Genomic DNA, 21,999 nt, shown 5'->3' with positions numbered 1-21,999 from the left:
GTGGAGTGGCTCCCCGTCGCGCTCGTCACCCTCCTGGCGATGGGCTTCAACTACACCAACGGTTTCCACGACGCCGCCAACGCGATCGCGACGTCGGTCTCGACGCGGGCCCTCACGCCGCGGGCCGCGCTCGCCATGGCGGCCGTGGCCAACCTCTTCGGCGCCTTCTTCGGCGCCAAGGTCGCCGAGACGGTCGGCAACGGCATCATCGACGCCCCCGACGGGCACCTCGGTCTCGTCCTGTGCGGTGCGGCGCTGCTCGGCGCCATCGGCTGGAACCTGCTCACCTGGTGGTTCGGACTCCCCTCGTCCTCGTCGCATGCCCTCATCGGCGGCCTCGGCGGCGCGGCGCTGGCAGCCGGTGCCACGGTGAAGTGGGCCGGCATCCTCGAGAAGGTCATCATCCCGATGCTCATCTCACCCGTCGTCGGCGTCATCCTCGGCTTCTGCGTCATGAAGGTGATCCTGCGGATCTTCCACGACGCGAACCCCGGGCGCACCAAGCGCGGCTTCCGCATGGCCCAGACCGCCTCGGCGGCCGCGATGGCCTTCGGCCACGGCATGCAGGACGCGGCCAAGACGGCCGGAGTCGTCGTCCTCGCCCTCACCGTCGCCGGCTACCAGCCGGGCGGCGACCACAGCATCCCCCTGTGGGTCCTCGTCATGTCGGCCGTCGTCATCTCCCTCGGCACCTACGCCGGCGGGTGGCGCATCATGCGCACGCTCGGGCGCGGCATCATCCACCTCGACCCGCCGCAGGGCTTCGCCGCCGAGGTCACCGCGGCGTCGATCCTCTACGTCGCGACGATGCTCCGGGCACCGATCTCGACGACCCACGCGATCACCTCGGCCATCATGGGCGTCGGGGCGACGAAGTCCCTCAAGGCCGTCCGGTGGGGGGTCGCCAAGAACATCGTCGGCGCCTGGATCTTCACCTTCCCGGGCGCGGGAGCCCTGGCCGCCGTGTGCATGTGGGTGCTCAGCCGCGCGTTCGGCGTCTGAGCCCGCCACCCGGGCGAGGAGACGACGAACGGCCGGCGGATCCCCCCTGTCGGATCCGCCGGCCGTCGCCGTTCCCCCTCGTGACGAAGGGGAGGTCGCTCACCCGAAGCGGCCGGAGATGTAGTCCTCGGTCGCCTTCTGGCCCGGGTTGTTGAAGATCTTCTGCGTGTCGTCGAACTCGACGAGCTGCCCCGGCTTGCCGGTGCCCTCGATGTTGAAGAAGCCGGTCCGGTCGGACACGCGCGCGGCCTGCTGCATGTTGTGCGTCACGATGACGATCGTGTAGTTCTCCTTGAGCTCGGTGATCAGGTCCTCGATCGCGAGCGTGGAGATGGGGTCGAGCGCCGAGCAGGGCTCGTCCATGAGGACGACCTCGGGCCGGACCGCGATGGTGCGGGCGATGCACAGTCGCTGCTGCTGGCCGCCGGACAGGCCGGAGCCGGGCTTGTCGAGGCGGTCCTTGACCTCGTTCCACAGGTTGGCGCCGCGCAGGCTGGACTCCACGAGCGCATCGGCGTCCGATCGCTTGATGCGCTTGTTGTTGAGCTTGACGCCCGCGAGGACGTTCTCCTTGATCGACATCGTCGGGAAGGGGTTGGGCTTCTGGAAGACCATGCCGACCTTGCGGCGGACCATGACCGGGTCGACGCCCTTGGCGTAGAGGTTCTCCCCGTCGACGATGACCTCGCCGTCGACGTGGGCACCCGGGATGACCTCGTGCATCCGGTTGAGCGAGCGGAGGAAGGTCGACTTGCCACAGCCCGAGGGACCGATGAGGGCGGTCACCGAGCGGGGCTCGATGGTGACGGACACGTCCTTCACGGCGAGGAAGTCGCCGTAGTAGATGTCGAGGTTCTTGACGTCGATGCGCTTGGACACGGTGGGATCCTTATCTGGTGGCCGTCAGCGACCGGTCTTGGGGGCGAAGAACTTGGAGATGAGGCGGGCCACGACGTTGAGCAGCATGACGATCGCCATGAGGACCAGGGCCGCGGTCCACGCGGCGGCCAGGCTGTCCTCCTTGTTGGTGCCGGGGTTCGCGTACGAGCTGTAGGCGAAGAGCGGCAGCGCGGACATCGACCCCTCGAAGGGATTGAAGTTCACGGCCTTGGCCGCGCCCATGGTGATGAGGAGCGGGGCGGTCTCGCCCATGACGCGGGCGATGGCCAGGGTGATGCCCGTGGCCAGGCCGGCGACGGCCGTCGGCAGGACGACCTTGACGATCGTCAGCCACTTCGAGACGCCCAGGGCGTAGCTCGCCTCGCGCAGCTCGTTGGGGACCAGGCGCAGCATCTCCTCGCTCGAGCGCACGACGGTCGGGATCATCAGCACGGAGAGCGCGACGGCACCGACGATGCCGGCCTGGTAGGCGACGTCCTGGAGCAGCCAGGTGAACAGGCCGATCGCGAACAGTCCGGCGACGATCGACGGGATGCCCGTCATGACGTCGACGAAGAAGGTCAGGCCCCGGGAGATGAGGCTCTTGTTGCCGTACTCGGTGAGGTAGATCGCGGCGAACAGCCCGATCGGCACCGAGATGAGGGTCGCGATGCCCGTGGTGATGAGCGTGCCGATGATCGCGTGGTACGCACCACCGATCTCGCCGGAACCGACGCCACGCATGGAGAAGGTGAAGAACTCGACGTCGAGACGGTCGAGGCCCTTGGACAGGATCGTCCAGATCACCGACAGCAGCGGGATCATCGCCAGCAGGAAGGTCGTCGTCACGACGCCGGTGACGAGCCGGTCGGTCGCGTGCCGCGGACCCTCGACGGCCCGGGCCGCGACGTAGATGACGACGCAGTAGACGAGCGCGCCGACGAGGACGACGCTCAGCGGGTTGAGCGCCCCGAGGACCGCCATGAGCGCGATGGCCGCGACGGCCGAGCCGCCGAGGATCGCCCAGCGCACGGGCTGCTCCAGGCGCCCCTCTGCGTGGACGTCGTCGTGGGTCGTCGTGGTCATCAGTTGGCTCCTGAGAACTCGGAACGGCGGGAGATGATCCACCGGGCGAACATGTTGACGAGGAAGGTGACGACGAAGAGGGCGAGACCCGAGACGAAGAGGGTGCTGCGCTCGACACCGAAGGACTCGGGGAAGTTCAGCGCGATGTCACCGGCGATGGTGCCCGGCGTGTTCGACGTGAGCAGCTCCCAGGAGTAACCGCCGCCGCTCGCCGAGAGGATGATCGCGACGGCCATCGTCTCGCCGAGCGCGCGGCCGAGGCCGAGCATGGCACCGGAGATGACGCCGGACTTGCCGAAGGGGATGACCGTCTGGCGGATCATCTCCCAGCGGGTGGCACCCAGGGCCAACGAGGCCTCCTCGTGCAGGCGCGGGGTCTGGAGGAAGACCTCGCGGTTCACGGCCGTCATGATCGGCAGGATCATGATCGCCAGGACGATGCCGATCATGAGCATCGTGCGGCCGGTGGTGGTGACGGACTCACCGGAGAAGAGCGGGATGAACCCCAGCTGGTCGAAGAGGAACTCGAAGACCGGCACGGCGCTGCCGGCGATCTGCATGCCCCACAGGCCGAAGATGATCGAGGGCACGGCCGCGAGGAGGTCGACGACGTAGCCCAGGCCCGCGGCGAGCCGCCGCGGCGCGTAGTGGCTGATGAAGAGCGCGATGCCGACCGACAGCGGCAGTGCGATGAGCAGGGCGATGACCGATGAGAGCAGGGTGCCGAAGATCAGTGGCCCGACGTAGCTGATCAGGCCGTTGCCACCGCGGACCTCGCTCGGGTCGGCGACGATCGCGTCCTTGGCGCCGAAGAACAGGAAGGCCGTGACGCCGACGAGGACGGCGAGGATCGCGATGCCGGCGGAGAAGGACAGCGCACTGAAGATGCTGTCCCCATAGCGCCGGCCTGACGTCAGGCTGGACGAGTTCTGGTCCACGGAGGTGCTGGTCACGAGCTCCTGCTGCTTCCTTCAGGGGGAGGGTGAGACGTGGGGGCGACAGACCGATCGGCCCTGTGACTGCTCAGCAGCCACAGGGCCGATCGGAGACGACCCTGGGGTCACGCTAGTCAGTCGGTCTTGATCTGGCCCAGCGCGTCGGTGGCGTTCTTGGACGCGGTCTCGCTCAGCGGGGCCGAACCGGCCGCCTCGGAGGCGGCCGCCTGGCCGTCCTCGGACACGGCGTACTCGAGGTAGGACTTGACGGTGCCCGCGACCTCGGGGTCCTCGTAGTCCGTGCAGGCGACGGCGTAGGAGACCAGGACGACCGGGTAGACACCCTCGCCCGCGTTGCCGCGGTCGAGCTTGACGGCGTAGTTGGTCTTGCTCGCCTCGTCGACGCGCTTGGCGCTCTCGAGGATCTTGGCGGCGGCCTCGGGGCTGTACTCGATGTACTCCTTGCCGGCCTTGATCTTGGCGGCCTTGAGGTCACCGATCTGCGAGGCGTCGGCGTAGCCGATGTTGCCCTCGCCCGCGCCGATGGTGTCGACGACACCGGACGTGCCCTTGGCGGCCTCGCCACCCTTGATGGGCCAGACGTCCTCGGGCTCGTGCTTCCAGTTCTCCGGGGCGGCCTCGGCCAGGTACGAGGAGAAGTTCTTCGAGGTGCCGGACTCGTCCGAGCGGTTGACCGGGGTGATCTTGGTGTCGGGGAGCTCGACGCCCTCGTTCTCCTTGGCGATCGCCGGGTCGTCCCACGTCTTGATCTTGCCGGAGAAGATGTCGGCGATGACGTCGGCGCTGAGGTTGAGGCTGTCGACGCCCTTGAGGTTGTAGGCGACGGCGATCGGCGAGACGTAGACCGGGAACTGGATGGTCTCGCCGGTGCAGCCCTTGTCCTTGGCGGAGGCCATCTCCTCGTCGTCCATGGCCGAGTCGGTGCCGGCGAAGTCCACGGCGCCGTTGATGAACTTCTCACGGCCGGTGCCGGAGCCGTCGGGGGCGTACTCGACGGTGGCGTCGGGGGCCTCCTCGGTGAACTTGGCGATCCACTCGTTCTGGGCCTTCTCCATGGAGCTGGCGCCGGCGCCCTTGATCGAGCCGGCGGCGGAGGAGCCTTCGCCCTCGCTGGAGCCGGAGGAGTCGTTGCCGCCCTCGTTGCCCGCGCCACACGCGGCCATCGAGAACGAGAGTGCAAGAGCAGCGGTGGCGGTCAGGACCTTGCGGCTGCGGGTGGAGCGAATCACGTCTGTCGAACCTCTCTGGAGGGGTGGGACACGGACGCGCGACGAGGGCAGCCCGCCGCGACCGCCGTGGTCGTACGTCCCGAAGGTAGGTAGCCCCGGTGTCCGGTCGGCTCGCAAACGGTGAACAGTTGGTGAACCACATCTGCACAGTGCCCGCTGGAGTCGCGCGCCGGCCGATCCCGGGATATGCAGCCGATCAGTGCAGCGCGTCGCGCCGCCACAACCGCGCGCACGCCTCGAGGTCCTCGGCGGTCGTCACCATCGACGCGGCCGCGACGAGGTCGCCGTCCTCGAGGTGGGCCCTGCCGGTCGCGACCACCCGGCAGAAGGCCGCGGCGCGCTCCAGCGCCACGGCGAGGTCGCCGTCGAACACGCCGGAGAGGATGCGGTCGGACAGCTCGCGCACCTCGCCCGCACGCGGCGGGTCGACCACACCGGCGATCGCGTGGCTCACCTCCGCGACCGCCAGCCCGGCCCCGTACTCGCGGGCAGCGACCTCGGGGGCGCGCTGGATCCAGGTGCGCAGGACGTAGACCCGCCACAGCGCGCCCGGCAGGCTGCGGGCGGGGCGGCCGGCCCACAGCTGGGCGAGGGTGTCGATGCCCAGGTCGTCGACGAGGCGCACGAGCCGGTCGGTCGTGGCCAGGGAGGCATCGCCACGACCGGCGTCGACCACGGTGCGCGCGGCGGCGTGCGCGGCCTCGGCCGTCTCGGCGGGGTCGGGCAGGGTGCCGCCGTGCGCCTCCATGGCGTCCGGCCCGAAGTGGAGCGGACGCCGGGGCTTGCCCGGCTCGGACATCGCTCAGCCCTTGTTGCGCATGAGCAGGGCGCGCACGAGGGTCACGGCCTCGGACTGCGAGAGCTCGGTGCGCGAGGTCTCCCACGACGCGTGCAGCAGGCGCCGCATCTCCGAGTTGGCCCACAGGTGCTTGCCGCCGAGGTTGTCGGCGGCGTCCTTGAGCGCCGCAGGCACGTCCCCGTCCGGGGCGAGCTCGGCGATGCCCCAGTCGTCGGCCGTCGATGCGTCGAGGGTGCGGCCTCCGAGCCCGAAGGCCAGGGCGCGCTGCTGCCCGATGGCGCGGGGAAGCAGCCAGGCCAGCCCCGGGTCGGGTGCCCCGGTCCCACCCTGCGGCGAGACGCGGAAGCTCGCGTCGTTGCTGCAGAAGGCGAGGTCGCCGGCGAGCACGAGGCCGAGGCCGGAGCCCATCGCCCGACCGTGGACGCCGACGAGGACGAGCTTGCTCGAGGAGTTGAGCATCGCGAAGAGCTCCTCGAGGGCCGCCGCCAGCTCGAAGACCGCGGTGGTCGGGTCGTCGGCCTGCTCGGCCTCCGTCGTGTCGGAGCCGACGCAGAAGTCGGGCCCGTTGGCGGTCAGGACGATGATGTCGACATAGGGGTCGCCGAGGGCGCGCTCGAGCCGGTCGCGCAGCTGCCGGGCCATCGCCAGGTCGAGGGCGTTGCCGGCCTCGGGCCGGTCGAGGACGATGCGTGCCAGACGCTCTGATGCCGTGTACGTGACTCCCACGCGATCCACCATAGTCACCGCACCGCCAGGTCGTGCTCGGGCTCGATGGGGCTCGCCGGCACGAGGTCGTGCTCCTCGAGCCCGCGCCGCAGCGACTCCGCCGCGTCGATGTTGAGCGGGCTGCTCGTCCACGCCGAGATCGGCAGGTTGAGGTAGCGCTCCTCCGTGACGGCGGGCAGGTCGCGGGTGGCCGGGTTGGACTCGAGGACCCGCACCTTGTCCTCGTAGCTCTGCCCGGCGTAGTCGACGAAGGCGATGTAGTCCGGGCGCGAGCTGACCAGCTCCTCCCACGACACCTCGGTCCACGTGTCCTTGATGCCCGCGGTGGCATTGCGCCCCCCGGCGGCCTCGATGATCGCCTGCGGCGCCCCGTAGGCGCCGGAGGTGAAGATCTGCTGGGTGCCGGAGTCGAAGAGGAAGACCGTCGGTGCCTCCGTCGCCTGCGGGGCCTCCTCGAGCGCGGCCAGCCGGCGGGAGATGTCGGCGGTGACCCCCTTCGCCTCGTCCTCGCGACCGGTGATCGCGCCGAGGTTGTCGAGGTCGGCCTCGAGCGCCTCCCACGGGGGCATCGTCCCGCGGCGGCCGTCCGCCCGGCGGCAGCTCTCCGACAGGACGTACCCGGCGACTCCCCGCTCACGCAGGAGGTCGGGGGTGAGCCGGCTGTCCTCGGAGTACCCGTAGCTCCAGCCGGCGAGCATGACGTCGGGCCGTCTGGCGATGACGTTCTCCATGCTCGGGTAGTCCTTGGTCGCGACCGGCAGCCCGTCCACGACATCGGCACCGTAGGCCGTCGACAGCGCCCGCCGCGAGCCGTCGAGGCCGCTCACCCCGGCGACCTGGTCCTGCGCGCCGAGGGAGAGCACCATCGCGAGCAGGTTGCCGTCGCCCGCGACGTACATCCGCTGCGCCGGCGAGGGGAAGCTCGCCTCCGTGCCGCAGTTGTCGAGCGTCACCTCGGCCGGGCGCGGGACGTCACGGGTCTCGGAGCTCCCGCAGGCGGCGAGCAGGGTCCCGGCGAGGAGGACGCCCGCGGCGGCGCGGGCCGGACGAAGGGAGGTCATGCGAGCGCCTTCCGGTCGGCGGCCACGGGCAGGGCGCCCGGGCCGAGGGAGAGGTGGACCCGACCGGTGGCCGGGTCGGTGAGCTGGACGGCCTCGACCCCGAAGACCTCGCGGACGAGCTGTGGGGTGAGCACCTCGGTCGGCTCCCCCACCGCGTGCAGCCGGCCCTCGTGGAGCACGGCCACCCGGTCGAAGTGCGAGACCGCGAGGGACAGGTCGTGCACGGCCGCGAGGACCGTGCGCCCGAGCCCACGGACGGTGTCGAGCAGCTGGACCTGGTGGTGGATGTCGAGGTGGTTGGTCGGCTCGTCGAGGACCAGCAGGTCGGTGCCCTGGGCGAGTCCGCGGGCGAGCATCGCGCGGCGGCGCTCGCCGCCGGACAGGTGCTGGCAGGGCCGGTCGACCTCGTGCGCCAGCCCGACGGCGGTGAGGGCATCGAGGACGAGGTGGTGCTCCCCCTTCGCCCCGACCGACCACGGTGCACGGTGCGGGACGCGACCCAGGGCGACCATCTCACCGACGAGCAGGTCCTCGGGCGGGCCCTCCTCCTGGCCGACGTACGCGAGGCGGCTGGCGCGCCGGCGCGGGGTGAGGCCACGCAGGTCGGTGCCGTCGACGTGGACGGTCCCGGCGACGGCGGGGAGCAGCCCGACGAGGGTGCGGACGAGCGTGGACTTGCCGCTGCCGTTGCGGCCGACGAGGGCGAGCATCTCCCCCTTCGCGACGCTCAGGTCGACGTCCGTGACGACCGTGCGGCCGCCGACCGCGCAGGCGAGGCCGTGGCAGCTGAGGTGGCTCATGCGCCGCCCCCGGAGTGGGTGTAGTGACGACGGCCGAGGAGGAGCAGGAAGATCGGCGCCCCGACGAGGCCCGTGACGACGCTCAGCGGGATCTCCTGCGGGCGCACGACGACCCGGGCGGCGACGTCGACCCAGAGCATGAGGAGCGCGCCCCCCACCGCGGCGACCGGCAGGACGTTGCGGTGGAGCGCGCCGACGAGGAGGCGCGCCAGGTGCGGCACCACGAGACCGACGAACCCGATGCCGCCGGAGACCGCGACGAGGACGCCGACGAGCACGGAGGTCAGGACGAAGAGCCCGGTCCGCAGTGCCCGCACCGGCACCCCGAGCGCGGCGGCGACGTCGCCCCCGGCGGCGAGCGCGTCGAGCCAGGCGTGCAGCGCCAGGAGCACGACCAGCCCGATGGCCACGACGAGCACGGACGGCAGCACCTGGTCCCACACGGACCCGGACAGGCTGCCGAGCAGCCAGAAGAGCACCGACTGCGTCGCCCGCGGGTCGGCGCTGAAGAAGACGAGGAAGCTCGAGACCGAGGAGAAGGCGGCAGACATCACCACGCCCGTCAGCACGAGGCGAAGGGGGGTGATCCCGCCCTGCCACAGCGAGACCCCGAGGACGAGGGCCGTCGCCACCAACGCGCCCGCGAGGGCGCCGAGCGAGAGCGCCCACACCCCGAACCCGCTGAGCACCCCGAGCACGATGACGAGGGTCGCGCCGACGCCCGCACCCGAGGAGACACCGAGGAGGTAGGGGTCGGCGAGCGGGTTGCGCACGAGGGTCTGCATGCACGCGCCGGCCACGGCCAGGCCCGCGCCCACGACCATGCCCAGGACGATGCGCGGGGCGCGCAGCTCCCAGACGATCGTGTCGTACGTGGGGTCGGGTCCGTGGACCCCCGTGAGCCGGGCCCGCAGGACGTCCACGACACCACCGACGCGCAGCGGCTCCGAGCCCAGGGCGAGCGAGACGACGGCGCTGACGAGGGTCACGCCGGTGAGGGTGGCGAACAGCGGCACGACAGGGACGCGGCGGCCGCCGGGGCGGTCATGGGACACGAGGGCTCCAGGTGCATCGGGGGCCCAGATCGCGAGGCCCGGTCGGATGACGAGCGAGCCAGCAGGTTTTCGGACTCGGGTTCGTCCCGACGGGGCTCCTTCCCGGACCACGTGGGTCCAGTGGACAGTGCCTCGTCAGTCACCCTCACCGCTGCGCGACAGCTCCGGATTTGCACCGGATTCCCTCTGCACGGATGTGCGTCTGACTCGGGGCCGACCCTACGCCACGCTCGGTGGGCCGTGACGACGCCTCTGACAGACTGCTGCCTCCGGCAGGGACGAAGGGGGACGACGTGCAGCGACGCAGGTGGACGGCCATGGCGGCGGGCGCCGCGACGCTGGCCCTGGCGGCGAGCGGCTGCTCGCTCCTCGAGGGCTCCTCCGACGACGGCGACCCCACGAGCAGCTCCAGCACGCCGTCGAGCACGCGGGCGCAGTCCTCCTTCGAGCTCTTCGACCCACCGGCGCAGGGCCGTGACTGGGTCGTCCTCGTCGACGAGCCCGGCGACACCACGCAGGTCGCCGACGCGCTCGAGGCCGACGGCTTCGACCTCACCTCGACCAACTCCGCGGTCGGCATGGTCACGCTGCGCAGCGAGGACGACGACGTCGCCGAGCGCGCCGAGGCGATCGAGGGGGTCGGCGCGGCCGTCACCGACCGACAGGCCGGGTGGACGCCCGAGCCGCCCGCCGAGCCGACGCCCGGCGACACCACACCCGCGCGGGACCTCCCTTCGCCCCCCGCGGCGCCGGAGGGCGGCGACCCGCTCGACGGGTTCCTCTGGGGCATGGAGACGATCGACGGGAGCGGCGCGCACCAGGTGACGCAGGGGCGGCGCGAGGTGCGCGTCGGCGTCATGGACACCGGCGTCGACGCCACGCACCCCGACCTCGCACCGGTGCTCGACACGCAGCTGTCCGAGAGCTTCGTCGCCGACATCGTCGACCTCGACGGGCGGTGCGAGAGCAAGGGCTGCGTCGATCCCGTCGGCACCGACGACAACGGCCACGGCACACACGTCGCGGGGACCATCGCCGCCGCGGCCAACGACCTCGGCGTCACCGGGGTCGCGCCCGGCGCCACCCTCGTGGACCTGCGCGCCGGTCAGGACTCGGGGATGTTCTTCCTCGGCCCCACGGTCAACGCGCTCACGCACGCGGCCGACCAGCGCCTCGACGTGGTCAACATGAGCTTCTACGTCGACCCGTGGCTGCTCGCCTGCCGGGGCGGCGCCCCCGGCGACACCCCGGAGCAGGCCGACGCCCAGGACGTGGCGATCGAGCTCATGCACCGCGCCCACGACCTCACCCACGAGGCCGGCGTGACGCTCATCAGCTCGGCCGGCAACGAGTCCAGCGACGTCGGCGCCGCCCGCCGCGACGACACGAGCCCCAACTACGGTGGCGAGACCCGATCCCGGCGCGTCGACCCGCAGCGCTGCGAGCGCCTCCCCCTCGACGGAGAGCACGTCATCGGTGTCGCCTCCGTCGACGAGGACGGGCAGCGCTCGACCTTCTCCAACTGGACCTCCGTGCTCGACCGCGACCAGGTCGACGTGGCCGCACCCGGCGGCGAGGAGACCGACGGCATGGGCGGCGTGCTGTCCGCGATGCCGCGCCGCCTCGCCCTCGCGGAGGGCGCCATCGACGACCGGGGGCGGGTGACCGAGGAGGGTGCGCGGCGCGTCGTGCGCGGCTGCCCGGGGGGCATCGGCGACACCGATCCCGACCCCGACGGCCGCTGCGGTCTCTACACCTGGTTGCAGGGCACGTCGATGGCCTCCCCTCACGCCTCGGGCGTCGCCGCGCTGGTCATCAGCGCCCACGGCGACCGGATGGCCCCTGCCGACGTCGCGGCGAAGCTGGAGCAGAGCGCCACGGATGCGCCGTGCCCCCCGGACGAAGGGAGCGTCCGCTGCGTCGGCACGACCCAGCGCAACGGCATCTTCGGCGAGGGCGTCGTCAACGCGGGACGGGCGGTGCGCTGACCCCCTTCGCCCACAGCAGGACGGGGACCAGGAGGAGCGCGAGCAGGCCGCCGGCGAGGGCGAGGGCGGCGTAGCTCGTCGAGGCCATGACGACACCGGACATGACGCCGCTGCCGGCGCCGGAGAGGGCGATCGTCACGTCGATCGTGCCCTGGGTGCCCGGCCGGTTGGCGGGGACGGTGGCATCGACGACGAGGGCGGTGCCGGAGATCAGGCCGAAGTTCCAGCCCAGCCCGAGGAGCACGAGCGCCAGGACGAGCAGCCCGAGCGAGTCGGTCGGCGCGACGGCGGCGACGAGGCCGGCGGCGAGCAGGGTCACGCCGGCCGCGACCGCCATCTGGGTGCGGCCGACGCGGTCGACGAGCGCCCCCGTGACGAGCGAAGGGAGGAACATCGCCGCGACGTGCAGGCTGATGACGAGCCCGACGGCGCCCATCCCGTGGTCGTGGGCGCGCATGTGCACCGGGGTCATCGTCATGATCGCGACCATGGCGACCTGGGTGAGGACCATGACCGCGGCCCCGACCCACGCCCCGACGCCCGGCCGCGGCACGACCACCGGCCCGGCCGCGTCGTCCACCGCGCTCGCCGCCTCGATGCGCCGGGCGAGGAGGTAGGGGTCGGGGCGCAGGAGGAGCAGCAGGACGGCGCCGGCGGCGAGGTAGGCGACCGCCGACAGCAGGAAGGGCCCGGCGAGCACGGGGATCCCGATGCCGGCGGCGAGGCTGCCCATGGGTTCGATGAGGTTGGGCCCGGCGACGGCGCCGAAGGTCGTCGAGACCATGGCGACGCTGACGGCGCGCCCGCGACCCTCGGGAGGGGCGAGGTCGGTCCCGGCGTAGCGGGCCTGCAGGTTGGTCGCCGTGCCCGCGCCGTAGACGAAGAGGGTGACGAAGAGCAGGGGCACGCTGTCGATGACCGCGGCGAGGACGACCCCGGCGGCGCCGAGCCCTCCGGCGGCGAAGCCGAGACCGAGCCCGACCCGGCGGCCGAGCCGCTGGCTCGAGCGCCCGACGAGGAAGGCGGCGAGCGCGGACCCGAGGGTGAACAGGGCCGTCGGCAGGCCGGACAGTCCCTCCGACCCGAGCATGTCCTCGGCGAGCAGCGCCCCGACCGCGATGCCGGCGGCCAGGCCGGCGCCGCCGAGCACCTGGCTCGCGACGACGACGCGCAGCGTGCGGCGCTGGACCCGCTCCCGCTCGAGGTGGAGGTCGAGGTCGGTCACGACACGCACGCCCCGGTCGGGACCGCTGTGGTCGACCGCGTGCCCTGCGCGATGACCGATCGGGTCTCGTCGAGGGTGAGGACGTAGCCGGTGCGGTCATGCGTCCGGGACGTGGCGAAGACCGTCCCGACGACCTGCCCGGCAGGCGTGAGCAGGGGGCCGCCCGAGTTGCCGTGCTCGACCAGGACGTTGACGGAGTAGATGTCACGGACGACACCGGTGCTGCCGTCGATGCCGGCGCCGCGCGCCTCGAGGGAGGAGCGCACCCGGCCGGGCTCGAGGTCGTAGGGGCCGCCGAGCGGGAACCCGGCGACGACGACGTCGTCCCCGCGCGACGGCGCCGGGCCGGTCGGCAGCGCGGGGGCGTCCAGTCCCGGGACGGCGAGGACCGCGACATCGCGTCGGGGGTCGAAGGCCACGACGGTCGCGTCATGGGCCGGGCCGGTACCGCCGACCTGCACGGAGGGGTGGTCGACTCCGGCGACGACGTGCGCGTTGGTGACGATGCGGCCCGGCGCGGCGACCCAGCCGCTGCCCGTCTGCCCGCGGCCGCACTCGGCCTGCCCGGCGACCCTGACCACGGAGGCCGCAGCCGCCTCGATCCCCCGCCCCCGGACGACGTCCGCCGACGGCGGGTCGACCGGCATGATCGGCTCGGCGCCGACGCCGGTGAAGACCCGGGGGAGGCCGTCCGGCCCGAGCGAGCGGTAGGCGTTGCTCATGACCTTGTCGGCGCCGGCGGGCATGACCCGGTCGATGCCCTGGACGACCCGCGAGGAGGTGATCGCCTCCGGTGGCGCGGGCAGGGCAGCGACCACGGCGCCGGCCGCGAGCCAGACGAGGACCGCGCCCACGACGAGCGCACCGGCCGCGCCGAGCACCGAGTCGAGATGGCGGGCGAGGCGCAGCCGGACGAGCCCTCGCAGGCTCACGCCGAGCAGCCCGCCGAGCTGCTGCCCGAGGCCGGCCACGACGACGACCCCGACGACCATGGCCAGGGTGCGCAGCAGGGGGTCGTCGGCCACGGGGCCCAGCCGGTCGATGACACCGGGCAGCCCCCACAGGGCGAGCAGGCCCCCGGCGAGCAACCCGAGGACGGACAAGGCGCTGGTGACCAGCCCGACCCGGTACATCGCGACGGCGTGCAGGGCGAGCGCCAGGACGAGGACGAGGTCCAGGGCGACGCCTGCCGTCACGCCTCACGCTCCTGTCGTGGTGGGTGGGCCCCGTGGGATTCGAACCCACAACCTACGGATTAAAAGTCCGCAGCTCTGACCGTTGAGCTAGAGGCCCGGGGGATGGGGAGTTTAGTTGGAACTTTGGTGCGGAAAAGCTGGGAAGAATCGGGCAGGAAACCCCCGAGGGGAGGCTACAGGCCGAACCGGACCGCTCGTCCCGCGCTCGGGGAGACAGATGGCGGAGGTCGGCGGAGTGCAAGGGGTCGGGACGGGTCTCAGAGTTCATACCGTCCACGGTGCGAAGATCCAGGCCTCGCTCAATCGAGGCTCTGTCTCGTCTCGGGAGTAGACCGCTGCCAGCGACCGCGCCCGTAACTGCGCCATGACGACTGGAACACGTCACGACAAGAACAGCGACCCTTGGTGGCTGCTTCGTCATGAACCGTCCCACGAGGGCGGCAGGTCGTGCACATGCGCCTCCCACCATCAGCCGGCGAGAGGTCGACCTGGCAGGGCCCCCAAGACGGTGAACTCGTTGTCATCGGCGCTGGCGATGTGCACCGCCTGCTGAGATTCGCCCCGCCCGATCCGGACGGTCCCGCGCGGACCTTCGTACGTCACCCCGGCGTCCGCCACCCTCGCCAGCATCGCCTTCGCGTTCGGGCTGGCGGCCGCATCGGCGCAGGCAGCCAGCGCGAGAATACCTTCGTAGCAGGATTCCCCGGCGTTGTTCAGTGCTGGCGCCGCCGAGCCGAAGCGAGCGGCGTACGAACCCCCGAAGTTGAGTGCGGAAGCGGTTGCGAGCGTGTTGAAGTACGCGGCCGCGACGAAGAGATTGCGGGTGGCGGTCGCCCCGGACGCGAGGAGCATGTTTTCCTCCATCAGCGGCGTGAACCGCAGCAGCCGCTCGTGCAGTCCTTGGGTCCCGAACTGACGGTTGAAGAGCACCGCGTCTCGTCCGACGAGGAGCATGACCACCCCCTCCGCGTGTGTTTCGGCTATGCGGCCCAAGACTGCCCGGAAGTCACGGTTGCCGTAGGCCACCGTCTCCTCGTGGACGATCTCGATGCCAGCAAGAGAGGCGAAGTGCCGGATGGCGCCCATGGTGCGGCGGGGCCACACGTAGTCGGCGCCCACGACGGCCCACCGCCGGATACCCATCTGCTCCCTCAGCCATCGCAGGCCGGGCAGGACCTGCAGGGCTGGTGTCTCGCCCGAGCACAGAACCTCCTCTTGGCCAGCCCCTTCATGCAGGGAGGTGTAAACGTAGGGGACGTCATGGTGAGCGAGGACCGGGGCCATGTGCTGACGAACCGACGAGATGTGCCAGCCCACAACGGCGTGCAGCTCGCCCGAACGGACCTTCTTCGTCGTGAGGTCGCAGAAGGTTTCTATCGGAGCTCCGGCGTCCACCACGTCGAGCTCAACGTGCCTGCCAAGGATCCCGGAGCGCTCGTTGAGCTGGGCGACCGCCAGTGCAGCCGCAGCCTCGCATGATGGGCCAAAAATGCCCGCTGGCCCCTGAAGGGGGATGGCAAGACCGATCCGGAGGGGCTCCATGTGGCCTCCGAAGGGGTCGACGATTGGGGGGCGACGCTCTCATATGGAATAGTTGGCGAGTATGCAGGGGAAGCGCGATGTCGTCAAGGGCAATTCGTCAGGAGGCGGCCTGCTGCCTCCCGACGAACTGGCCAGTCGTGTCCTGAGCCTCTCGGGGACGCTCCAGAGGTCAATAGCCTCCGCCCTGACAGAGAAGGGCTTGGGAGTACCGCAGTGGCAGGTCGTCAACGCCTTGGCGCGAGGGAGCGAGGGGCGCACGATGAGTGAACTCAGTTCGTCGTTGGGCATACCTGCGGCGAGTCTGACACGGATCGTCGATGGCTTGGTTGACCGTGCGTTGGTCCACCGGACCCTCGATGGCTTGGACCGTCGCCGAGTTCTGGTCGGCGTGACCGAGCGCGGGCGCGTCTGGCACGGTCAGGCTGCGTCTCGGATCTCGGAGGCGTTGGAGCCCAAGCTAGGCGCCCTCGCCGACTGGGAGGCCGCGACACTGGCGGCGCTGCTTGCCAAAATCTCTTGACTTATTTCCACATGGAAGTACTTTGGTGCCACCTACTCGACAAGGAGGCACGTCATGACTGACGACACGGATTTCTCTCGTTCGGGCGTCTCCCGCTTCAAGACGCGGGATCTGGGAGTCCAGAGGTTCAGCTGCGAGGTCGGTGTCCCGCTGGCTGAGCAGAAGCACCTCGGTCACAACAGGTGGCATCCGGACATCCCGCCACTGGTGGAGGTCGGCATCGGCGACGAGTTGATCCTCGAGACAGGGGGCTACGACGACTACCAGTTGAAGGACGTCGATGACGATGGCGACATCCACAGCTTCGACCTGACGCGCACCCACCCACTGACCGGTCCGGTGCGCGTCGACGGTGTCAAGGCCGGCGACCTGCTGGTCGTCGACGTCCTCGACGTACAACCGCTGTCGGGGGTCGGCTACTCGAACATCCTCCCCGGCATGGGCGGGCCGCTCGCGTCCTCGTTCCCGGAGGGGTACAAGACGGTCTGGGATCTGCACGGCACATATGCCACGAGCCGCCAGATCCCAGGAGTCGAGATCCCGGCTATCAGCCACCCCGGGATCATGGGCGTCGCGCCGTCCCACGAGTTGCTCAAGATCTGGAATGACCGCGAGGACCCGCTCATTGCCGACGGGCTCGCCGGGCCCCGGGCGGACGCGATCGACCAAGCGGTGCTCAGAGATCTCGAGGGTGACGACTGGCGCCGGGTCGCCGAAACCGCCGCGCGGACCATCCCGCCTCGTGAGAACGGCGGGAACATGGACATCAAGAACCTCTCGAGAGGATCACGCGTCTACTACCCGGTCTTCGTGGACGGAGCACTCTTCTCCTCCGGCGACTTCCACTTCGCCGAGGGGGACGGGGAGGTTACCTGGAACGCCATTGAGATGGATGGCGTCGGCTGGTACCGGTTCGGCGTCGTAAAGGACGGCATGGCCCGCTACGGCGTCCGCACGCCCATGTTCCGACCGTCCCCTTTCGACCCGCAGTTCGGGACCCGGTACCTCTCGTTCACCGGCCTCTCGGCCAGCGGATCGGACCAGAAGTACCTCGACACCACGATGGCCGCGGTCCAGGCCCTGGAGCAGGCGATCGAGTACCTCGGGAAGTTCGGGTACACGCCGGAGCAGGCGTACACGATCATCTCGGTCGCTCCTTGCGAGATGCACGTCGGTGGGATCGTCGACATCCCGAACGCGGCTGTCGTTCTCAAGGTCCCGCTGGACATCTTCGACAAAGACATCCTGCCCAAGCCCGAGTGATCTCGTTTGTCCCGGTGGCCCATCGCCAGTCGCGATCGGCCACCGGGACCCCAGGAGGTGAACTTCAATGTCCAACGTCGGACTCTTCTACGTCGGCGCCGTCCTCATCGTCAATGGCGTCATGCTGCTGGGCGGGGTCTCGCCACGAGGTGCCGCCCCGCTCAACCTGTTCGTCGGAGCGATGCAGATCTTCACCCCGACCTACCTCATCGTGACATCGGGCGGCGACGAGTCCGTCGTCGCGGCCGCGGCTGGACTGTACCTGTTCGGCTTCACCTACCTCTGGGTGGGCATCAATGCCCTCGCCGACCTCCCCGGTCATGGCCTCGGGTGGTTCTCGCTCTTCGTTGCGGTCGCGGCCGTGGGGTACGCGATCCTCAACTTCAGAGACGACGCTCCCGTGTTCGGGGTCATCTGGATGGCGTGGGCTGGACTCTGGTTGCTCTTCTTCCTCCTGCTGGGCCTCGACCGGTTGCGTCTCGGGGCCCTCACCGGGGCCGTCGCCCTGGTCGAAGGGATCATGACGGCGGCCGTGCCTGCTTGGGCGTTGATGCACGGGTCGTTCTCGGAAAGCTGGAGGAGCGCCGCGGGTGGACTGCTGGTCGGGGGCTTTCTGGTCCTCGCAACACTCGCCCTGCACGCAAGAGTTCAGCCGCCGGCCTCCCCCTCGGCGCCTGGCTGAGGGCAGGGTCAGTGCGTTCTCATGCCCGGGCGCTCCCCCCTTCGCCCCTCTTTGCCACGCACCTGTGACGTGGGGCACAGTGGGCTGGAGCCCGCGGAGACCCCGCGGCGACCAGCACGAGAGGACGTCATGAGCCCCACCCCAGCCCCCCGCAAGGTCGCCGTCGTCGGCGCCGGCATGGTCGGCCTGTCGACCGCGTGGTTCCTGCAGGAGCACGGGGTCGAGGTCGAGGTCCTCGACCGCACCGGCGTCGCCGCCGGCTCGTCGTGGGGCAACGCCGGCTGGATCACCCCGGGCATCTCGACGCCGCTGCCCGACCCGGCCGTCCTCTCCTACGGCATCAAGGCCGTGATCTCCCCCGCCTCGCCCGTCTACGTGCCGGTGACGACGGACCCGCGGCTGCTGAAGTTCCTCGCCGCCTTCACCCGCAACAGCACGATGCGCCGGTGGTCGCTCTCGATGCGGGCGCTCGTGCCGATCAACGGCCGCGCCCTGCCGGCCTTCGACGTGCTGGCCGCCGGCGGGGTGACCGCCCCCGCGCACGAGGCGAAGTCCTTCATCGCCGGCTACGAGACCAAGGCCGAGACCGAGTTCCTCCTCACCGAGCTGCAGCACATCGCCGCGTCCGGCCAGGAGGTCGGCTTCGAGGAGCTCACCGGCGACGAGGTCCGCGCGGCCGAGCCGACCTTCTCCGACCGCATCGGCGCCGGCATCCGCCTCCTCGGGCAGCGCTACCTCAACCCCGGCGAGTTCGTCGACTCCCTCGCCGACTCCGTGCGCGCCCGCGGGGGCAAGATCCGCGAGGGCGCCGAGGTCACCGCGATCACGGAGGAGGCGAAGGGGGTCCGCCTCACGATCTCGGGCGCCGGCGACGAGCGCTTCGACCGGGTCGTCGTCGCGACCGGCACCTGGCTCGACGCGCTCGCCAAGCCCTTCGGCGTGCGCGAGCACGTGCAGGCCGGGCGCGGGTACAGCTTCTCCGTGCCGATCGAGCACGAGCCGCGCGGCCCGGTGTACCTGCCGGTCCAGCGCGTCGCCTGCACGCCGCTCGGCGGCCGGCTGCGCGTCGCCGGGATGATGGAGTTCCGCAAGCCCGAGGCCGCGCTCGACCCGCGGCGCATCGACGCGATCGTCGACGCCAGCCGCCCGTACCTCACCGGCGTCGACCTCGACGACCGGCAGGACGAGTGGGTCGGCTCGCGGCCCTGCACCGCCGACGGCCTCCCCCTCATCGGGGCGACGGGGTCCCCCTTCGTCCACGTGGCCGGAGGCCATGGCATGTGGGGCATGACGCTCGGCCCCGCGACCGGGCAGCTCCTCGCGGAGACGATGGTGACCGGACGTCCCGCCCCCGAGCTCACCCCCTTCGACCCCCTGCGCTGACCCCCCGACGTCTGCATTCCCCTAGGGCAATGCAGACGAGTGGCCCCGGTGAGGGAGGCCACGCCACCCCGAGGTGACGGGCCGTTACCTCTTCGTTACCGTCGAGGTGATGCCTTCCCCTGTCGGTGCCGCCCTGTCCACCCGCGACAACTCGCTGGGCGCGGTGCGCCTCCTGCTCGCCGCGGCGGTGATCCTCGCCCACGCGTGGCCGCTCGGCGGCTACGGGCCGAGCGCGATGGAGCGGCTCGGGGCGATCGGCGTGGGCGGGTTCTTCGCGCTGTCCGGCTACCTCATCGCCGGCAGCCGGCTGCGCAACGGCTTCGGGACGTACATCCGGCGCAGGGCGCAGCGGATCTTCCCCGGGTTCTGGGCCTGCCTGGCCGTCACCGCCTTCGTCCTCGCGCCGCTCGGCGGCCTCCTCGGCGGCCACGGGTGGGACCCCGCCCAGTCGCTCGCCTACGTGCTCGACAACGCGATGCTCCTGATGACCAACCCGACGATCGGCGGGACGCTCGCCGGCGCGCCCAACCCCGGCATGTGGAACGGCTCGCTGTGGACGCTCGTGCACGAGTTCGCCGCGTACCTGCTGTGCGGCGCCGCCCTCGGCATCGGCTGGGTCCGCCGCCACCTCGCGCTCAGCGCGGGCATCGCGGCCGTCGCCCTCCCGGTGCTGTCGTGGCTGGTCGGCGACCTCTCCGGCCCAGCGCACATGATCACGAGCGCGCTGCGGCTCTTCTCCTTCTTCGCCGTCGGCGTGCTCGCGTACGCGCTGCGCGACCGGCTGCGCACGAGCACCCCGGTCGCGGTGCTCGCCGCCCTCACGGTCGCCGGGCTGGCTGCCACCTCGGAGACGGCGCTCAACTTGCTCGCCCCGATCCCGCTCGCCTACGCGCTGCTCCATGCCGGCGCGACCTGGCGCACCCGGATCGCCGCGCGGGAGGACGTCTCCTACGGCCTCTACGTCTACGGCTGGCCGGTGCAGCAGCTGCTCGGCATGCTCGGCCTCGGCGCGCTCGTCCCCGCGCCGGTCTTCGGGCTCGTCTCCTTCGCGTGCACGCTCCCCTTCGCGATCGCCTCGTGGCGGCTCGTCGAGCGCCCGGCGATGCGGCTGGGCCTCGCCCCCCGCCCGAGCGGCGACCTCCACCCCGCCGACCTGCCGGTGCACACCCCGGCGCACCTCGAGCGGCGGGCGATCTTCGCCGCCCACCGCTGAGCCCGGTGGAGGGTCACGTCGTGCACCATCGCCCCCGGTGTAGTGCATGACGTGACCCACCGCGGGCGAAGGGGAGGTCCCCCCTTCGTCCTCGTCGTCAGGAGAGGAGGACGGCGACCGTGTGGATCGCCAGGCCGGCGAGCGCGCCGACGACGGTGCCGTTGATCCGGATGAACTGCAGGTCGCGGCCGACGAAGAGCTCGATCCGCTCGCTCGCCTCGTCGGCGTCCCAGCGCTCGACGGTCACCGAGATGACCTCGGCGAGCTCGTCGCCGTAGGTGTTGACGAAGAAGGCGACGACCTCGCCCAGATGGGTCTCCAGGCGCTGCTGCCAGGCCTCGTCCTCGACGAGGTGCGTACCCAGGTGGGTGAGCAGCTCGTCGCCGCGGCTCCAGAAGTAGGACTCCCGCTCGGCCATCGCGCCGAGCAACGAGGTGCGCAGCGACTGCCACACGGCGACCGCGCTCGTCGGCACCTGGGGGTGCGCCAGCAGCCGCTCCTTGAGCGCCTCGGCGCTCGCCATGACGTCGGAGTCGTGCTGCAGGTCGGAGGCCAGGCGCTGGAGCAGGTCGTCGAGCGCGACCCGGGCGGGGTGGTGCGCGTTGCGACGCATCTCGTCGAGCCAGCCGAGGGCCTGCCGGTAGGTCCAGTCGATGACCTTGTCGTCGACCCACTCGGGGGTCCACCAGGGAGCCTTGTCCCCGACGACCTGCTTGAATAGATGCGGGTTGTCGCCGAGCCACTGCCGCACCTCGTCGATGCCCAGGTCGACCAGGCCCGTGTGGTTGCCGCCGTCGACGACGCCCTCGAGGAGCGAGCCGAGGATCGGGCTGACCGGCTCCTGCGCGAGGCGCGGGAGCAGCAGCTCGGCGAGGAAGTCGTGGACGTCCTGGTCCTCCACCCGCTCCAGCGACCGCGTCCCGCCCCGGGCGATCTCCTCGAGCACCCGTCGACGGTGCCGCGGCACGAGGAGCCAGGCGCCGAGCCGCTCGGCCACGCGGGCGGTGGCGAGCCGGTCCCGCGCGATCTCCTCGGTGAGGAAGTTCTCCGTGACGAACTCCTGCAGGTTGCGCCCCAGCTCGTCCTTCCGCTTCTTGACCAGGGCCGTGTGCGGCACGGGGATGCCGAGCGGGTGCCGGAAGAGCGCGGTGACCGCGAACCAGTCCGCGAGCGCGCCCACCATCGCGGCCTCGGCGGCGGTGTTGACGAAGCCCCACACCCCGTCGTGGTCGAGCCGGAGCGTGGCGAGGAAGACGACGGCGGCGAGGACGAGCAGGCCGGTGGCCACCGTCCGCATGCGGCGCAGGGCGGCGCGGCGACGGGCGTCCGCGGGGGTCTCGTGCAGGAAGCTCACGCCCAGATCCTCCCCCACCGACGCACCTAGACTCGTCATC

General features: G+C 71.2%; 20 protein-coding genes, 1 tRNA gene and 1 riboswitch. Of the genes, 7 read left to right on the top strand and 14 right to left on the bottom strand.

Going from position 1 to position 21,999, the window contains the following annotated elements; genetic code table 11:
- On the top strand, positions 1 to 1,002 hold the full coding sequence (locus V3C34_RS03945; protein WP_281178006.1) for an inorganic phosphate transporter: 1,002 nt from the start codon (positions 1 to 3) through the stop codon (positions 1,000 to 1,002).
- A 99-nt stretch (positions 1,003 to 1,101) separates the two neighbouring features.
- On the opposite strand, the gene pstB is transcribed toward V3C34_RS03945, so the two are convergent.
- The 9 genes from pstB to V3C34_RS03900 all read right to left on the bottom strand — a co-directional run bounded on the left by pstB (position 1,102) and on the right by V3C34_RS03900 (position 9,593).
- Positions 1,102 to 1,881: a phosphate ABC transporter ATP-binding protein PstB gene (gene pstB / locus V3C34_RS03940; RefSeq protein WP_068326964.1), complete on the bottom strand. Its 780-nt coding sequence runs from the start codon at positions 1,879 to 1,881 to the stop codon at positions 1,102 to 1,104.
- Between the two features lie 24 nt (positions 1,882 to 1,905).
- Positions 1,906 to 2,967, bottom strand: coding sequence for a phosphate ABC transporter permease PstA (gene pstA, locus V3C34_RS03935; protein ID WP_068326967.1), 1,062 nt, complete (start codon positions 2,965 to 2,967; stop codon positions 1,906 to 1,908).
- Positions 2,967 to 3,920 carry a phosphate ABC transporter permease subunit PstC gene (pstC, locus tag V3C34_RS03930; protein ID WP_346008142.1) on the bottom strand — a complete coding sequence of 318 codons (954 nt, stop codon included), beginning with the start codon at positions 3,918 to 3,920 and terminating at the stop codon, positions 2,967 to 2,969. Before pstC ends, pstA begins: the two co-directional genes overlap by 1 nt.
- A 116-nt stretch (positions 3,921 to 4,036) precedes the next feature.
- On the bottom strand, positions 4,037 to 5,152 hold the full coding sequence (pstS, locus tag V3C34_RS03925; protein WP_346008141.1) for a phosphate ABC transporter substrate-binding protein PstS: 1,116 nt from the start codon (positions 5,150 to 5,152) through the stop codon (positions 4,037 to 4,039).
- A 196-nt stretch (positions 5,153 to 5,348) separates the two neighbouring features.
- A complete protein-coding gene (locus V3C34_RS03920; RefSeq protein WP_346008140.1) occupies positions 5,349 to 5,951 on the bottom strand; it encodes a hypothetical protein in 603 nt (200 codons plus the stop codon).
- Between the two features lie 3 nt (positions 5,952 to 5,954).
- Positions 5,955 to 6,677 carry an enoyl-CoA hydratase/isomerase family protein gene (locus tag V3C34_RS03915; protein ID WP_346008139.1) on the bottom strand — a complete coding sequence of 241 codons (723 nt, stop codon included), beginning with the start codon at positions 6,675 to 6,677 and terminating at the stop codon, positions 5,955 to 5,957.
- A gap of 14 nt (positions 6,678 to 6,691) precedes the next feature.
- Positions 6,692 to 7,738: an ABC transporter substrate-binding protein gene (locus tag V3C34_RS03910; protein WP_338538917.1), complete on the bottom strand. Its 1,047-nt coding sequence runs from the start codon at positions 7,736 to 7,738 to the stop codon at positions 6,692 to 6,694.
- Complete coding sequence (locus tag V3C34_RS03905) at positions 7,735 to 8,538, bottom strand: ABC transporter ATP-binding protein (RefSeq protein ID WP_346008138.1); 804 nt, start codon at positions 8,536 to 8,538, stop codon at positions 7,735 to 7,737. Before V3C34_RS03905 ends, V3C34_RS03910 begins: the two co-directional genes overlap by 4 nt.
- Positions 8,535 to 9,593 carry an iron ABC transporter permease gene (locus V3C34_RS03900; RefSeq protein ID WP_346008137.1) on the bottom strand — a complete coding sequence of 353 codons (1,059 nt, stop codon included), beginning with the start codon at positions 9,591 to 9,593 and terminating at the stop codon, positions 8,535 to 8,537. The genes V3C34_RS03905 and V3C34_RS03900 overlap by 4 nt, the downstream gene beginning before the upstream one ends.
- Before the next feature lie 44 nt (positions 9,594 to 9,637).
- Positions 9,638 to 9,826, bottom strand: a riboswitch (cobalamin riboswitch).
- A gap of 60 nt (positions 9,827 to 9,886) precedes the next feature.
- Between V3C34_RS03900 and V3C34_RS03895 the strand changes: the two genes are divergently transcribed.
- Positions 9,887 to 11,581 (top strand): S8 family peptidase, encoded by a 1,695-nt coding sequence (locus tag V3C34_RS03895; RefSeq protein WP_346008136.1) that lies wholly within the window; start codon positions 9,887 to 9,889, stop codon positions 11,579 to 11,581.
- Here V3C34_RS03895 and V3C34_RS03890 read toward each other — a convergent pair.
- From V3C34_RS03890 to V3C34_RS03875, 4 genes are all read right to left on the bottom strand, one after another.
- Positions 11,556 to 12,806: an MFS transporter gene (locus tag V3C34_RS03890; protein WP_346008135.1), complete on the bottom strand. Its 1,251-nt coding sequence runs from the start codon at positions 12,804 to 12,806 to the stop codon at positions 11,556 to 11,558. The genes V3C34_RS03895 and V3C34_RS03890 overlap by 26 nt on opposite strands.
- Positions 12,803 to 14,002, bottom strand: coding sequence for a MarP family serine protease (locus V3C34_RS03885; RefSeq protein ID WP_338538923.1), 1,200 nt, complete (start codon positions 14,000 to 14,002; stop codon positions 12,803 to 12,805). Before V3C34_RS03885 ends, V3C34_RS03890 begins: the two co-directional genes overlap by 4 nt.
- Before the next feature lie 24 nt (positions 14,003 to 14,026).
- Positions 14,027 to 14,099: transfer RNA gene (locus tag V3C34_RS03880), tRNA-Lys, on the bottom strand.
- A gap of 371 nt (positions 14,100 to 14,470) precedes the next feature.
- Positions 14,471 to 15,544, bottom strand: a complete 1,074-nt coding sequence (locus tag V3C34_RS03875) for a substrate-binding domain-containing protein (protein WP_346008134.1) — start codon at positions 15,542 to 15,544, stop codon at positions 14,471 to 14,473.
- 61 nt (positions 15,545 to 15,605) lie between these two features.
- Between V3C34_RS03875 and V3C34_RS17705 the strand changes: the two genes are divergently transcribed.
- The 5 genes from V3C34_RS17705 (at position 15,606) to V3C34_RS03855 (ending at position 20,605) form a co-directional block, all read left to right on the top strand.
- Positions 15,606 to 16,064, top strand: coding sequence for a MarR family winged helix-turn-helix transcriptional regulator (locus V3C34_RS17705; protein WP_428832201.1), 459 nt, complete (start codon positions 15,606 to 15,608; stop codon positions 16,062 to 16,064).
- A gap of 54 nt (positions 16,065 to 16,118) precedes the next feature.
- A complete protein-coding gene (locus V3C34_RS03870; protein WP_346008133.1) occupies positions 16,119 to 17,327 on the top strand; it encodes an acetamidase/formamidase family protein in 1,209 nt (402 codons plus the stop codon).
- A 67-nt stretch (positions 17,328 to 17,394) separates the two neighbouring features.
- The gene (locus V3C34_RS03865) at positions 17,395 to 18,009 is read left to right on the top strand and encodes an AmiS/UreI family transporter (protein WP_346008132.1); all 615 of its coding nucleotides are present in this window, start codon (positions 17,395 to 17,397) and stop codon (positions 18,007 to 18,009) included.
- 129 nt (positions 18,010 to 18,138) lie between these two features.
- Positions 18,139 to 19,392: an NAD(P)/FAD-dependent oxidoreductase gene (locus V3C34_RS03860; RefSeq protein ID WP_345913609.1), complete on the top strand. Its 1,254-nt coding sequence runs from the start codon at positions 18,139 to 18,141 to the stop codon at positions 19,390 to 19,392.
- 109 nt (positions 19,393 to 19,501) lie between these two features.
- Positions 19,502 to 20,605 carry an acyltransferase gene (locus tag V3C34_RS03855; RefSeq protein WP_346008131.1) on the top strand — a complete coding sequence of 368 codons (1,104 nt, stop codon included), beginning with the start codon at positions 19,502 to 19,504 and terminating at the stop codon, positions 20,603 to 20,605.
- A gap of 97 nt (positions 20,606 to 20,702) precedes the next feature.
- Here the strand turns inward: V3C34_RS03855 and V3C34_RS03850 are convergent, their stop codons facing one another.
- On the bottom strand, positions 20,703 to 21,959 hold the full coding sequence (locus V3C34_RS03850) for a DUF445 domain-containing protein (RefSeq protein WP_346008130.1): 1,257 nt from the start codon (positions 21,957 to 21,959) through the stop codon (positions 20,703 to 20,705).
- Positions 21,960 to 21,999: the final 40 nt, after the last annotated feature.

It is taken from the genome of Janibacter terrae, from assembly GCF_039636765.1.
Classification (GTDB): Bacteria; Actinomycetota; Actinomycetes; order Actinomycetales; family Dermatophilaceae; genus Janibacter; species Janibacter terrae.
Note: the sequence above shows the minus strand (reverse complement) of the source record. Positions and strands in the feature narration are given on the sequence as shown.